At 56.4% G+C, this 15,129-nt stretch carries 11 protein-coding genes; 2 read left to right on the top strand and 9 right to left on the bottom strand.

The window, feature by feature from the left end:
- Nucleotides 1-62: 62 nt before the first annotated feature.
- From fis to LN341_RS14430, 9 genes are all read right to left on the bottom strand, one after another.
- Nucleotides 63-359: a DNA-binding transcriptional regulator Fis gene (fis, locus tag LN341_RS14470; protein ID WP_027254108.1), complete on the bottom strand. Its 297-nt coding sequence runs from the start codon at nt 357-359 to the stop codon at nt 63-65.
- 22 nt (nt 360-381) lie between these two features.
- Complete coding sequence (dusB, locus tag LN341_RS14465) at nt 382-1,347, bottom strand: tRNA dihydrouridine synthase DusB (RefSeq protein ID WP_046222156.1); 966 nt, start codon at nt 1,345-1,347, stop codon at nt 382-384.
- A 155-nt stretch (nt 1,348-1,502) separates the two neighbouring features.
- Nucleotides 1,503-2,387 (bottom strand): 50S ribosomal protein L11 methyltransferase, encoded by an 885-nt coding sequence (gene prmA, locus LN341_RS14460; RefSeq protein WP_234203667.1) that lies wholly within the window; start codon nt 2,385-2,387, stop codon nt 1,503-1,505.
- 291 nt (nt 2,388-2,678) lie between these two features.
- Nucleotides 2,679-4,022 carry an acetyl-CoA carboxylase biotin carboxylase subunit gene (gene accC, locus LN341_RS14455; RefSeq protein WP_234203666.1) on the bottom strand — a complete coding sequence of 448 codons (1,344 nt, stop codon included), beginning with the start codon at nt 4,020-4,022 and terminating at the stop codon, nt 2,679-2,681.
- A gap of 11 nt (nt 4,023-4,033) precedes the next feature.
- On the bottom strand, nt 4,034-4,501 hold the full coding sequence (accB, locus tag LN341_RS14450) for an acetyl-CoA carboxylase biotin carboxyl carrier protein (RefSeq protein WP_046222158.1): 468 nt from the start codon (nt 4,499-4,501) through the stop codon (nt 4,034-4,036).
- Nucleotides 4,502-4,523: 22 nt separating this feature from the next.
- A complete protein-coding gene (gene aroQ, locus LN341_RS14445) occupies nt 4,524-4,976 on the bottom strand; it encodes a type II 3-dehydroquinate dehydratase (protein WP_234203665.1) in 453 nt (150 codons plus the stop codon).
- A 490-nt stretch (nt 4,977-5,466) separates the two neighbouring features.
- Entirely contained in the window at nt 5,467-7,416 is a 1,950-nt protein-coding gene (gene acs / locus LN341_RS14440) for an acetate--CoA ligase (protein ID WP_234203664.1), read from the bottom strand.
- A 204-nt stretch (nt 7,417-7,620) separates the two neighbouring features.
- The gene (locus LN341_RS14435) at nt 7,621-8,244 is read right to left on the bottom strand and encodes a 3'-5' exonuclease (protein ID WP_234203663.1); all 624 of its coding nucleotides are present in this window, start codon (nt 8,242-8,244) and stop codon (nt 7,621-7,623) included.
- Between the two features lie 23 nt (nt 8,245-8,267).
- Nucleotides 8,268-10,097 carry a DUF294 nucleotidyltransferase-like domain-containing protein gene (locus tag LN341_RS14430; protein WP_234203662.1) on the bottom strand — a complete coding sequence of 610 codons (1,830 nt, stop codon included), beginning with the start codon at nt 10,095-10,097 and terminating at the stop codon, nt 8,268-8,270.
- 247 nt (nt 10,098-10,344) lie between these two features.
- Here LN341_RS14430 and LN341_RS14425 point away from each other — a divergent pair, with 247 nt between their 5' ends.
- On the top strand, nt 10,345-11,517 hold the full coding sequence (locus LN341_RS14425) for a 3-phenylpropionate MFS transporter (protein ID WP_234203661.1): 1,173 nt from the start codon (nt 10,345-10,347) through the stop codon (nt 11,515-11,517).
- Nucleotides 11,518-11,632: 115 nt separating this feature from the next.
- Complete coding sequence (locus LN341_RS14420; RefSeq protein ID WP_234203660.1) at nt 11,633-15,094, top strand: PAS domain-containing hybrid sensor histidine kinase/response regulator; 3,462 nt, start codon at nt 11,633-11,635, stop codon at nt 15,092-15,094.
- The last annotated feature ends 35 nt before the right edge of the window (nt 15,095-15,129 follow it).

Here is a 15,129-nt window from a genome sequence, read left to right as displayed (position 1 = left end):
AAAAAAAACCGAACCCCTACATCAGGATTCGGTTTTTAAATCAGTACCTTGGCAACTTTCGATCAGTTCATGCCGTATTTTTTCAGTTTCTTACGCAGGGTGCCGCGGTTGATGCCCATCATGGTTGCTGCGCGGGTCTGGTTGCCGCGGGTGTACTGCATGATGGTGTCCAGCAGGGGTTGCTCGACTTCAGCCAGGACAAGCTCGTACAGATCATCGACGTCCTGACCGTTCAGCTGGGCGAGATAGTTCTTAAGCGAGGCTTTGACGGAGTCACGCAGAGGCTTCTGAGTGATTTGGTCTTGAGAAGTGACAGTAGTCACTGTAAGTGCTTCGGAAGTCAGATTTTGTTCGAACATATTCTGTAAGCTCTTCTGGTATTTATGCAACGTTGTCGAAGTAGCCTTGCAGCGCATCGATTTGCTCTTGAGCATCTTCGAGTGCGTTGAAGGACCGGCGGAAGTCACCCGCAGAAGCCTGTTCTTTGAGGTACCACGACACGTGTTTACGTGCGATGCGTAACCCCTGGTACTCCCCATAGAAAGCGTGGAGTGCCTGTACATGCTCCAGCAAGATGCTGCTGACTTCTTCAAAAGAAGGCGCTGGCAGGTGTTCACCGGTTGTTAAATAATGCTGGATTTCCCGAAAAATCCACGGCCGTCCCTGCGCTGGGCGGCCAATCATCAAGGCATCGGCCCCGGTATAATCCAGGACGAAGCGTGCTTTTTCCGGTGAGTCGATATCACCGTTCGCAATCACAGGAATCGACACCGCCTGTTTCACTGCCTTGATGTAATCATATTCCGCTTCCCCTTTGTACATACAGGCCTTGGTTCTGCCGTGCAGGGCCAGTGCCTGAATGCCACAGTGTTCAGCGAGCTGTGCGATCTCGACACAGTTTCGGTTCTCTGTATCCCAGCCGGTCCGTGTTTTCAGCGTCACAGGGACGTCCACGGCACTGACCACGGCCTTGAGGATATCCTCGACAAGATCCGGGTATTGCAGCAGGGCAGAGCCAGCCAGGCGCTTGTTCACTTTCTTGGCCGGGCAACCCATGTTGATATCAATGATCTGGGCACCGTGCGCCACACTGAAGCGGGCGGCGTCGGCCATCTGCTGGGGATCTGCCCCGGCAATCTGTACCGAACGAAGTCCAGACTCACCTTCATGCACCATGCGGTTGAGCGACTTGGCTGTTTTCCAAACGTCTGGGTTGGCAGACATCATTTCGCTGACCGCCATCCCTGCGCCGTGGCGCAGGCATAACTCGCGAAACGGACGATCGGTCACACCTGCCATAGGCGCGACAATTAACGGGTTGTCTAATTGATATGGACCGATCTTCAATGTCTGTTCCTGACTATGCCAGTAAGGGCGCGCATTTTACGCATTTTTTGCTGTGCTGAAAAGGCCAATATTTGAGCATCCTGATTTTGGATTGCAAAAGGTCATGGAATTCAGTGGATTGCTCATAAAACGCACAATGGACAAATTTGTCAGGATCAGGCTTTTTGGCCTGAAATCCGGCACCATTCCTCGCGGGCGGCGATCGGATCCAGCGTCAGCTCATCGCTGTAATGGCTGGCCACATCGTCCGCCTGAGACTCCAGTACCCCGGAGATCGCCAGCAGGCCCTTGTCCCTGACCAGGCTCTTGATCACCGGTGACAGCTCACGCAGCGGACCGGCCAGAATATTGGCAACCACCACATCGGCCTGCAGATTCTCCGGCTGATCGTTGGGTAGATACAGGTCCAGATTGTCAGACACACCATTGCGTTCAGCGTTGTCACGCGAGGCCAGAATCGCCTGCGGGTCGATATCAATCCCGATCACTTTGGCGGCGCCCAGCTTGAGTGCGGCAATCGCCAGAATGCCGGAGCCGCAGCCGAAATCGATCACGGTTTTACCGCTCAGATCCTGGCTGTCCAGCCATTCCAGGCACAGTGAGGTCGTCGGGTGGGTCCCGGTACCAAAGGCCAGGCCCGGATCGAGCAGTACGTTGACGGCGCCTGGCTCAGGCGCTTCTCGCCAGCTCGGGCAGATCCACAGGCGCTGACCGAATTTCATCGGGTGGAAGTTATCCATCCACTCGCGTTCCCAGTCTTTGTCTTCCAGCTGCTCCACCTTGTAGGCGAAATCGTCAGCCAGCAACGGGCTGTTTTTCAGCAGGGAGAGCACCATAGCCATGTCACTTTCCGCATCGTACAGGCCAATGACGTCGGTATCGCCCCACAGGCGGGTTTCGCCCGGCAGCGGTTCGAACACCGGGGTGTCCTGTGCATCCAGGAAAGTGACCGACAGCGCGCCGGTGTCTTCCATCAGCATGTCACCAATGGCTTCGGCATTGGCGGCGGTGGCATTCAGTTTAAGTTGAATCCAAGGCATGGTTATGTCGCTCTTGTGGAAACAGAAGGAGCGAAGTCTATCACGAAATGTGAGCAGACGGCACAGCGAGTCCATGCGCTGCTGGTAAAACAAAGACAGCAGCAGGCAGGGGATAAGGTCAGACGAGATAATCAAGCCGGCAGAAGGCCGCACAGCGGCATTTTAAGGGGATATGGAGCGCTGCAACGGGGAGGCATGAGCCTGATACGGTGTTGTGTGCTGTGAAGAAGCCGCCGGTAACAAAAAGGCTGCCCTGAGGCAGCCTTGGATATACGGTCAGTGGGATTGCAATTATTGCAGACCCAGCTTCTTCTCCAGATAGTGGATGTTGGCGCCACCGTGCTGGAAGTTCTCGTCTGCCATGATGTCTTTCTGCAGCGGAACATTGGTCTTGATGCCGTCGATGATCATCTCGTTGAGGGCGTTACGCATGCGCGAAATCGCCACGTCACGGTTTTCACCGTAAGCAATCAGTTTGCCGATCATTGAATCGTAGTGCGGCGGTACCGTGTAGCCGGTGTAGATGTGGGATTCCCAACGGATCCCCATGCCACCTGGCGCATGAAAACGCTCGATCTTGCCCGGAGAAGGCAGGAAACGCACCGGATCTTCAGCATTGATACGGCACTCAACTGCGTGACCACGCAGGTGGATGTCGCTCTGGCTGAATGACAGCGGCTGACCGGCTGCAATGCGCAGCTGCTCTTTGATCAGATCAACGCCGGTCACCATTTCTGTGACTGGGTGTTCAACCTGGATCCGGGTGTTCATTTCAATGAAATAGAACTCGCCGTTTTCATACAGGAACTCAAAAGTACCCGCACCGCGGTAATTGATTTCGATACAGGCACGGGTACAGCGCTCACCGATGTACTTACGCATCTCTTCGGTGATGCCCGGTGCCGGTGCTTCTTCAACCACTTTCTGGTGACGGCGCTGCATGGAGCAGTCACGTTCGCCCAGATGGATAGCACCGCCCTGACCGTCCGCCAGCACCTGAACTTCGATGTGGCGTGGGTTTTCCAGGAATTTTTCCATGTACACCATGTCGTTGCTGAACGCCGCTTTGGCTTCAGCACGGGTCATGGCGATTGACTGGATCAGATCCGCTTCTTTGCGTACTACACGCATACCACGGCCACCGCCGCCGCCAGAAGCTTTGATGATCACCGGATAGCCGATACGCTTGGCAATCGACTTGTTTTTGGCTTCATCGTCGCCCAGCGGGCCGTCAGAACCCGGTACACAAGGGACGCCGGCTTTTTTCATCGCGTTGATGGCGGACACTTTGTCACCCATCAGGCGAATAGTGTCTGCTTTCGGGCCCACAAAGATGAAGCCTGAACGTTCAACCTGCTCGGCAAAATCCGCGTTCTCGGACAGGAAGCCGTAACCCGGGTGGATGGCGACGGCACCGGTCACTTCCGCTGCGCTGATGATGCGCGGAATGTTCAGGTAACTGTCTGTGCCTCGTGCCGGACCGATACAGATAGATTCATCTGCCAGAAGAACGTGTTTCAGATCGCGGTCAGCTGTGGAGTGCACAGCGACCGTTTTGATCCCCAGCTCTTTACAGGCACGCAGGATACGCAGGGCGATTTCGCCGCGGTTTGCTATGACTACTTTATCTAACATATGCGCCTCAGTTACTCGATGATAACCAGAGGTTGATCGAATTCAATCGGATCACCGTTTTCGGCCAGGATAGCCACAACAGTACCGGCTTTATCGGCTTCGATCTGGTTCATCATTTTCATGGCTTCAACGATGCACAGGGTATCGCCAACATTTACGCTTTGACCCACTTCCACAAACGCTTTGGCTTCCGGGCTCGGTGCGCGGTAGAAAGTACCGACCATAGGCGACAGAACCTGGTGACCGGCAGGGGTCGCAGGTGCAGAAGAAGCGGCAGGTGCTGCGGCTTCCGCCGGAGCAGCAACAGGTGCTGGTGCCGCAGCGGGTGCAGGTGCTGCGTACATTTGCGCAGGTGCAGCAACCGGTGCAGCGGTTGTACGGCTGATGCGTACCGATTCTTCACCTTCAGAGATTTCCAGCTCGGAGATGCCTGACTCTTCTACCAGTTCGATAAGTTTCTTGATCTTGCGAATATCCATGTATCTTTACTCTTCATGTTGTTCATTGAGCATTCTGAAGGCGGCGGACAGCTGCCTCCAGGGCGAATTCATAACCATCCGGGCCCAGGCCGCAGATCACGCCAACTGCCTTGTCAGACAGATAGGAATGGTGGCGGAAGGGCTCGCGGGCATGCACGTTTGATAAATGTATTTCAATAAACGGGATAGCCACGCCCAACAGCGCATCGCGAATGGCGACGCTGGTATGGGTATAGGCTGCCGGGTTGATGAGGATAAAATCCACCTGACCGTGCGCCTGGTGGATGGCCTCTATCAGTGCGTGTTCTGCATTGGACTGCAGGTGATCCAGTGTCACGCCCAGTTTGGCGGCTTTGGCACTCAGGTTTGCTACAATCTGATCCAGTGTCTGCTGGCCATAGTGTCCCGGCTCGCGCAGGCCCAGCAAATTCAGATTGGGTCCATTAAGCAGTAAAATGCGGTAATTAGTCGACATATTCTGTTATCTATACCTGTTCTTGCTGTTTCAAGCGACAAAGCACAAAAAAACTGTGACTTTGCTTCCTTTCATGCAAACCATCACGGCCTAAAACCTGTTAGTGGCTCAATTATAGAGAATTCAGCACAATTCGCAGCAAAATACTGGTCTAATCACCACTTTTTTGACCTTACAACTGTACGCAACTGGCTTAAATTGCCGCGTGTCGTCTCGCTTTTCGCCGCTGCTTCAGTAAGATAGCTGACAGATGAACCACACATACAAGATAAGCGGCCAATCACCTTGAATCTTAATCAGTTTTGCGGAAATTCACCGCAGAATGCAGCAGGTTCAAACAAAACGGGTGTGCCGGGGAATCTGACAATCGGGCAAGGCTGAGAGTTCCCGTCAGGCGATTGACCGGTGATCTGCAGTGACAGGAGCCGGTTTGCGCGGAAAAAAGAAAGCCGCCTTGCGGCGGCTTGTGTGGCGTGCAGGTGTTTGTCGATCAGACGACTTTTTCTTTTTCGGCGATCAGTTTGTCGACCACACTTGGATCGGCCAGGGTGGAGGTATCTCCCAGCGAGCCAGTGTCCCCGGTGGCGATTTTGCGCAGAATCCGGCGCATAATTTTACCGGAGCGGGTTTTCGGCAGCGCGTCCGTCCAGTGCAGGAAGTCTGGTGTGGCAATCGGGCCGATCTCCTTACGGACCCAGTCTTTGACTTCTTTATGCAGTTCAGCCGTTGGGATCACGCCGTCGTTTAAGGTGATATAGGCATAAATGGCCTGGCCTTTGATATCGTGCGGCACGCCGACGATCGCGGCTTCGGCAATCTTGTCGAAAGCCACCAGGGCCGATTCAATTTCAGCGGTTCCCATGCGGTGACCTGAGATATTCAGGACATCATCGACACGGCCGGTGATCCAGTAGTAACCGTCTTCATCGCGTCGGGCGCCGTCACCGGTAAAATACATGCCTTTAAAGGTCGAGAAGTAAGTCTGCTCGAAGCGCTCGTGGTCGCCCCACAGGGTGCGCATCTGACCCGGCCAGCTGTCCAGCATCACCAGATTACCTTCAGTCGCGCCCGGCAGAATGTTGCCCATGTTATCGACCAGTGCCGGCTGAACGCCAAAGAACGGACGGGTGGCTGAACCGGGCTTCAGCGCGGTTGCGCCAGGCAGCGGGGTGATCAGGATGCCGCCGGTTTCGGTCTGCCACCAGGTATCGACAATCGGGCAGCGGCTGTCACCAATCGTGCGGTGATACCATTCCCAGGCTTCCGGGTTAATCGGCTCGCCGACTGAACCCATGATCCGCAGCGATGAACGCTGAGTCCCGGCAATGGCTTCGTCGCCTTTGGCCATCAGGGCGCGAATGGCGGTTGGCGCAGTATAGAGAATGTTGACCTGATGCTTGTCGACCACTTCGCTCATGCGGGCGGTAGACGGATAATTAGGCACGCCTTCAAACAACAGAGTGGTGGCGCCGTTGGCCAGCGGGCCGTACACCAGATAGCTGTGGCCGGTGATCCAGCCCACATCGGCGGTACACCAGTAGACTTCACCTTCCTGATAGTCGAAGACATATTTAAAGGTCATGGTCGCATAAACCAGATAGCCGCCTGTGGTGTGCAGCACGCCCTTGGGCTTACCGGTCGAGCCCGAGGTATAGAGGATAAACAGCGGATCTTCGGCATTCATCGGTTCCGGGTCGCAATGATCCGGCACGGCTGCGGTGGCGTCATGCCACCAGACATCACGGTTCTCATCCCATGCCACGGCATTGCCGGTGCGCTGGAACACCACCACTTTCTCAATGCTGGTGACCTCAGGGTGTTTCAGGGCATCGTCGACATTCTTCTTCAGGGGCACAGCGCGGCCGCCGCGAACCCCTTCATCAGCAGTCACAACGACTTTGGCTTTTGAGTCGATAATACGGCCGGCAAGGGCTTCCGGTGAGAAGCCACCGAACACAATGGTGTGCACGGCCCCGATGCGGGTACAGGCCAGCATGGCCACCGCCGCTTCAGCTACCATGGGCATGTACAGACAAACCACATCGCCTTTTTTCACGCCCTGTGCTTTGAGGGCGTTGGCGAACTGGCAGACTTGTTTGTGCAGTTCGTGATACGTCAGGGTGGCATCATCGCTTGGGTCGTCACCTTCCCAGATGATGGCAGGCTGGTCGCCGCGGGTTGCCAGATGACGGTCGAGACAGTTGGCGGAGACGTTCAGTGTGCCGTCTTCAAACCATTTGATATTGACATGGCCGGTATCGAAAGAGGTCTGCTTAATCTTGTTGTACGGGGTGATCCAGTCAACAATCTTACCGTGCTCACGCCAGAAAGCTTCCGGGTCGCTGACAGACTGCTGGTACATGTCGTTGTATTGCTCTTCCGTGATATGAGCCCGCTCAGCAATCTGCTGGTTGACAGGGTAAACATGAACCTCACTCATCTCATTCTCCTTGTGTTTCCGTCTTCGTCCTGCGCGGACCGGATCATTGATCATTATAGTTGTGTTAACTTGAGCCAGATTCGGGACAGGCTCAATTAGACTTTAGGATGAGTGTGCGCTGTCATGGCTTTTTCTGAGCATTTGCATTGGCTTACATGATTTATCGCCAGGCTGGTTGGAGGAGTGGCGAGCCAAAAGCCATCATCAAGGGGAGGTCAGCGCGGGCAGATCCCCGTGCTTGAGCCGGACATAGATCAGAGCGGCGGTAATACTGTCCTGCAAGGCATCGTGCCGTTCCGGGTGCGGCAATCCCAAATGACGGCTGATGGCCTCAAGGCTCAGGTCATAGCAGGTATTGGGCAGTTGACGCTCCAGCTGCTCATGGTACAGATGGCTGACTTCCACCAGCTTATTGGGCAGGGAAAACCCGAACAAACGCTTGAAATAGCGGTCGAGAATCGCCTTATCATACCGGATGTGATAGCCGACCAGCGGCCGGTTACCGATGAATTCCAGCAGCCGTGTCAGTGCCTCTCTGGGCTCCAGGCCGTGGCTGAGATCCTGATGGCGCATTTTGTGGATGGTGACTGAGGCCGCACTCAGACTATCGGGCGGACTCAGGGTCAGATACAGCGACTCACTGGTCAGAATCCGGTTGGCTTTGATACGGGTGGCTGCAATCGTCACCAGCTCCGCGCTGGCGGGATCCAGGCTGGTAGTTTCACAGTCAACCGAGACCAGCTCATCGCCGCTGTAGCGCTGAAACAGGGCGTGTATCGGGTGATGGCGGAATTTGTACTGATACCACCAACGACGCAGAATATTCATGTCATCTCACCATTCCTTAAGTCTCAGTCTCTGATTTGGTAGTGATAGCCGAGCCATTCTTTAAATTTCTTCACCACATGCAGGCTGTGTCGCAGGACATCACGCTCCGCACGGCTCAGTGTGGCCAGATCTAACAGATGATGCTGTCCGGCAGAGGCGGTGCCCACAGGCAAGCTGAGCTGTTGACGCAGCCTGAGCCGGATGAAGAGTTTCAGGGCTTCGCTCAGATTAGAAGCCGTACTGGGCTCCAGTACCTGGCGTTGCTCCAGCATGATCAGGCGGCGAAAGGTATTGGTGTCTGCCACATCGTGCTCAAGGGCCAGGGTCCGGATGCCGTGAACAATCGGAAAAATACCGCCCCGCTTGATGTCCGGCCCGTTTTTACCGCGTTTGATCTGGCCGAACAGCGTCAGCGGAACGCTGAATCTGAGCGCCGGGCGGGCAAAGGTCGCCAGCAGTAATTCCTGGCTGCTGAGCCGTTGATGCAGGCAGTGTCTGACCGGGTCCAGTAGTTGTCGGTTTCCTGCGACGGCCTGAGCATCTGCCAGGATCGCCAGCGTCATCATGGCGGCTTCATCGCCTTTATCGCAGCATGTTTGTACGGAGTGCTGCCAGCCGGAGACACTCTTTACCCAGTCCGGATTATTGACCATGACTTTACCGGGGCAGGGCGGATAACCCAGCTGACACAGGGTGTCGCTCAGTTGGGCCATCACAGCCTGACATTCGGGCCAGTCGATGTGATCTGCCAGGATCAGGGCGTTATCCTGATCGGTTTTCAGAATTTGCTCGCCGCGGCCTTCTGACCCCAGCACCAATAGGCAGCAGCGGGACTGCCATTGTTCTGGCACCACCAGCTGAAAGGCTTTTTCAATAATCTGTTCATTGATGCTGGCAATCAGCGCCATCAAAAAACGGGTATGAATGCCGTTGTTGAACAGCGTCTCCACCAGCGCCTGCTGGCTGTCTGCCGCCAGTGCCAGCTCCTGTATGCTGGTGGCGCGGGCAATCCGCAGTGCCAGCACATGGGAATGGGTGGAAAACAAACTCAGGACCTGAGTCATGTCCAGCATGCCAGCGATCGCATCACCTTGGGTGACCAGCACGCGTTTGACCTTGTGCCGGGTCATGCTGATCATGGCCTTGAACAGATACGCACCCAATTCGATGCTGATCACCGGCGAAGTGGCTATCTGGCGAACCGCAGTGCCGGCGTCCCGGTTATCCAGCATGACGGCATGCAGCAAATCGGTGCGGGTGACAATCCCAAATTTGTGGTCGGCATGATCCGCCGTATCATCCACAATGATGACTGCGGCATCGCAGTTGCTCTGGTGCATCCGGGCGGTGGCGGTCCGCAGATCGGTCTCGGCGGGCAGGATCAGACAGGGCTGGATATTATCCTGGCGGATGCGGGTCAGAATGAACTCCGCCAGATTCTGTTGCTGATGCGCCTGTTCGAGCAGTTGCTGCCGGGTGGCCAGATCGCTGTTGAAATAAGCCGCGAACGCCGGATTTTTCTGACACAAATCGATAAAGTGCGCCTGAGGGAGCAGATAGCACAGGGTGTCTTCTGTTGCCCGGTACTGATGGCGACTGTGGCCGCTGAACTGGGCACGCACATCGAACAGGTCATCTGTGGTGTAGTGGGCAAAGTGCTCTTGCCGGTCTGCCGAGGTTTCTTCCACACTGCCTTTGATAATCATGTGCAGCGACTGACAGGGATCACCGGCCCGGATGATCACTTCACCGCTGCGAAAATACGCCACATCCAGCGCTTTGAGCAGCGCCTCCTGCTGGCTGGGGTCGAGCCGGTCAAAAGGGATCAGTGACGTATTCAAGGTGTCCGGCATTGCTCTCTCTCTTTGTGGCGCTGGGCACAGGGGGCGTACTGTGATGACGATGAAGCCTCTGCTAAGCAGTGTCGCCCAGTGGCCGGTTTTGCTCCAGCCGACTTTAGTCTAGAGGATGGCGACGGCAGGTGGGCTGGCCGAGGTGGGATAAATGGGGGGAACCCAGCGGAAGACTGTCGCGGTTGCCTTTCCTGCCATGTGCTCAGCAGGCATAATGTCGGCCATTTTCATGCAGCAGGGTTTTGAGATGTTAAGAAGTAGCCCGTTTGGCTGGACAGCACAGTATATGTTCGGCTTTTATTTTAACTATGGCGTATATCTGCCGTTCTGGGCCGTGTGGCTCAATTCTCTGGGTATACCGGCCGGGGATATCGGGGTGTTGCTGGGCCTGGGCCTGGGGGTGCGTTGCTTTGCCAATATGGTGTTGACGCCCAGAGTCCATCAGGTGGAGCACCTGTTGCCGGCCCTGCGCTGGCTGGCGGTACTTAGTTTGATTTGCTGTGCGTCTTTTGTCATGGTCAGCGGCAATCTGATTGCCCTGACGGCTGTGATTGTGCTGTTCAATATTCTTGTCGGTCCGGTGATCCCGCTGACAGACAGTCTGGCCAATTATTATGCCAAACACGGGCATTTAGACTATGGTCGAACCCGGCTGTGGGGGTCGATCGCATTTATCGTGGGTTCAACGATTGCCGGCCTGGCAGCAGCCGAGTTTGGCGCCGCTGTGATCCCCTGGGTCGCGATGGCTGGCCTGGCTGTCGCCCTGCTATTGTCGTTGCGCCAGCCGACTGTACTGCCCAGTGACGATGCCGCCGTGCGCCAGCCCCGCCCTCCGTTAATGGGAATTCTGCGCGATAAACGCGTGATGCGTTTTCTGATCATTGTGGCTTTGCTGCAGGGCAGTCATGCCGCTTATTACAGTTTCAGTGCCATGTACTGGAAGACAATCGGCTACAGCGAAGCGGTCAGCGGCTATTTGTGGAGCTTCAGCGTGATCGCTGAAATTGCGGTATTTGCACTCAGCAAGCGACTGTTTTCCGGCTGGCGTGTCGCAGCCATGTTCCGGCTGGCGGCAGCAGGCGTGTTGTTGCGCTGGGGACTGACCGCGACCATGACGGAATTGCCGATGCTGGTGCTGACGCAGGCGCTGCATGGCGTGACCTTTGCCGCAGCCCATCTGGCGGCGATCCGGTATATTCAGCATGCGCAAAGTCATCAGATGGTGGCCCTGCAGGCGCTCTATAATGCCTTGCCGCTGGGCGCGGTCATGGCGGCACTGACGACCCTGAGTGGCTGGGGATACGGCTGGTGGGGCGCCGATGTGTTCTGGCTGATGGCCGTGATGGGACTGCCGGTCTTGCTGATGAAAATTGACGAATCGCCGCAGACCGAACCAAGCAGAGCGCAAGAAGTGCATTAAGGGCAACGGGCCGGCGGGTGAGATGTGACCTGCCGGACGGATACTCACCCGAGAGTGAGGTACACTCGGCCCCAGGCACGGGGCCGAATCAGGGAACATTTTTCAGGGAGATCCTATGGAGCAGGGATGGATAGTCGTGCCGGTATCACTGGCCTATCTTGGGCTATTGTTTTTGATTGCCTGGTACGGCGATAAACATGCCGGATGGATGTCCCGTTGGCGCCCCTGGATTTACAGCCTGTCGATTGCCGTCTACTGCACTTCCTGGACGTTTTATGGCACGGTCGGTCAGGCCAGCCGGGATCTGTGGTCGTTTCTGCCGATTTACCTGGCGCCCATTCTGGTCTTCACCTTCGGCTGGCGTATTTTTGCCCGCCTGATCCTGATCGCTAAACGCGAACATATCACCTCGATTGCCGATTTCATCGCCGCGCGCTATGGCAAATCGCAGGGACTGGCGGTGCTGGTCACCCTGATTGCCGTCGCGGGAATTCTGCCCTATATCGCCCTGCAATTGCGGGGGATCACCATGGGGCTGGCCCAGGTGGCTCCTGATCTGACCCGTAACAGTATGCTCAATGACGGCGATATCGCCTGGCTGGTGACACTGGCCCTGGCCGCTTTTACTGTGTTGTTCGGCACCCGCCACCTGGATACCACCGAACATCATCGCGGCATGATGATGGCGGTGGCGTTCGAATCTTTGATCAAACTGGCGGCCTTTCTGGTGGTGGGGCTGTTTGTCATGCTGTTGTGGTGGGATGTCCCGGCGCTGGAACTGAGCCAACTGGATATGTCTGTCCTGCCGTTTATGGATCTCAATGCCGGCAGTTTTATTATTCATACCCTGCTGACTATGACAGCGATTATCTGTCTGCCGCGCCAGTTCCACACCACTGTGGTGGAAAATACCCACGCCCCGGATCTGCACCTCGCGCGGCGGGTATTTCCTGTCTATCTACTGCTGATGGGGATATTTGTGGTGCCCCTGGCGCTGGCCGGGAAAGTGCTGCTGCCGGATGTACCCGCCGATACTTATGTGATCAACCTGCCGCTGATGCAAGGTGCGGATACCATTGCCTTGCTGGCATTTCTGGGCGGCACCTCAGCGGCCAGCGGCATGGTGATTGTCTCGACCATCGCACTGGCGATCATGGCATCCAACGATCTGGTGCTGCCTTTGCTGCTGCGCCGGTTGCGGGTCTCGAGCCGAAACCATGCGGCGTTTTCCGGGTTGCTGCTCAATATCCGCCGCGGGCTGATTCTGCTGCTGCTGCTCGCATCCTGGGGCTTCCATGAAGTGCTGGATGAGATTGAATCGCTGTCGGCAATCGGCTTGCTCTCTTTTGCCGCGATTGCCCAGTTCGCACCGGCATTGCTGGGGGGCATTTACTGGCGCGAAGGCAACCGTAACGGTGTCTATGCCGGCATGTTGGGCGGCACCGCGCTGTGGGTGATTACTCTGATGAGCCAGACCGGTATGCTGGCCGGTACTGCCGAGACCAACCTCTTGCTGTGGTTGCTGACACCGCCTTCCCTGCCGGTATTGAGCGAGTTAACCACGGTGGACTGGGGCATGCTGATCAGCCTGACCACCAACCTGCTGCTCTATATCCTGGTCTCTATGGTGACCCGCTCATCCCTCACCGAGCGTTTGCAGGCCGCCACTTTTGTTGGCGCACCGATGCCGGAGGCTGATGACGCTCGTTTATATCAGGCGCGGGTGACCGTATCTGAGCTTGAACTGCTGGCGGCGCGGTTTGTCGGCCGTAAGCGGATGCGGCAGGCATTCACCCATTTTGCCCAGCAGCACCAGTTTAATTTTCAGCCCCAACAGCAGGCACCAGCCAGCCTGATCCGTCATACCGAACGGGTCCTGGCGGGGGTGTTCGGCGCTTCTTCGGCTCGCCTGGTACTGACCTCGGCATTGCAGGGGCGCAACATGCAGCTCGAAGAAGTAGCCACTATAGTCGATGAAGCCTCTGAACTGTTTGATTTCAGTCGCGGACTCCTGCAAGGCGCCATTGAGCACATCAGTCAGGGGATTGCCGTGGTGGACAAGCAACTGCGGCTGGTGGCCTGGAATCAGCGTTATCTGGAACTGTTTTCTTTCCCGCCCGGGCTGATTCAGGTCGGGCGGCCAATTGCCGATGTGATCCGCCATAACGCGCGTCTGGGATTGTGCGGGCCGGGGGATCCGGAAGTTCACGTGGCCAAACGGGTGAAGCACCTGCAGCAGGGAACGGCACACACTTCTTCCCGGATCCGGCCGGACGGACGGGTGATTGAAGTGCAGGGCAATCCGATGCCGGGCGGCGGCTTTGTCATGAGCTTTACTGACATCACGGCATTTCGCCAGGCTGAAGAAGCGCTCAAAGAAGCTAATGAAAATCTCGAAGCCCGGGTGCGGCAGCGGACCCAGGAGCTGGAACAGCTCAACCGCCGGCTGGTGTCGGCCACACAGCATGCCGAGCAGCAGGCGCACTCGAAAAGCCGCTTTCTGGCCGCGGTCAGTCATGATCTGATGCAACCGCTCAATGCGGCCCGTCTGTTTTCTTCGTCCCTGTCTGAAGTGGCCAAGGATGCAGAGAGTATGAAGCTGGCACACCATATTGAGAGCGCGCTGGGAGCGGCCGAGGATCTGATTGGTGATCTGCTCGATGTGTCGCGCCTGGAGGCCGGTAAGTTGCAGGTCAACGTCCACGTGTTCCCGCTCAGCGATGTGTTCAACAACCTCAATGCCGAGTTCAGTGCACTGGCCAGACAGCAGGGCATCGATTTTGCCGTGGTGGACAGCAAGGCGCTGGTGCACTCGGATCCTAAGCTGCTGCGCCGGGCGCTGCAAAACTTCCTGACCAACGCATTCCGCTATAATCCGGGCGGTAAAGTGCTGCTGGGAGTGCGACGGGCTGGCAGCCAGCTCCGAATCGAAGTCTGGGATAACGGGCCGGGTATACCGCAAGAGAAACAGGCCAATATTTTTGATGAATTTACCCGGATCGACAGAGGGCGCGGTGATCACGGACTGGGTCTCGGGCTGGCCATTGCCCGTGGGATCAGCCGGGTGATGGATCATCCGCTGTCACTGCGCTCCTGGCTGGGCGAAGGAACCGTATTCGCTTTGTCGGTGCGGCGGGGACAGGCGATCCATTTGCCGCAAAACAAACCGGAGGCGGCACCGGAACAGCCGCTACCTTTGTCCGGGACCCGGGTGCTCTGTGTCGATAACGAGAAAGACATACTGACAGGGATGGACAGTCTGCTGAGCCGCTGGGGCTGCGACATCCGGCTGGCGCAATCTGTGACGGCTGCGCTGGCGCAATGTGATGATGGCTGGGTCCCGGATGTGATTTTCAGCGATTACCATCTGACTGAGCAGGAAACCGGTCTGGAGGTCCTGATTGAGTGTGAAGCTAAGCTGGGGCCGGTGTTCAAAGGTGTGATCATCAGTGCCGACAGGCTGCCGGAAACGCAGCAGACGATCCGCAGCAAAGGCTTTGCCTTTATCAGCAAGCCGGTGAAACCGCTGAAACTGCGGTCGTTACTCAACCAGTATGCCCAGGCAAAGATCAGCTAAAGCCAATCGTTGTCTATGCGGTTGAACTCAGAGAT

It is taken from the genome of Photobacterium sp. TLY01 (genome assembly GCF_021432065.1).
In the GTDB taxonomy this organism is placed as follows: domain Bacteria; phylum Pseudomonadota; class Gammaproteobacteria; order Enterobacterales; family Vibrionaceae; genus Photobacterium; species Photobacterium halotolerans_A.
The sequence above is the reverse complement of the archived record's forward strand: the minus strand, read 5'-3'. Positions and strand labels throughout refer to the sequence as shown.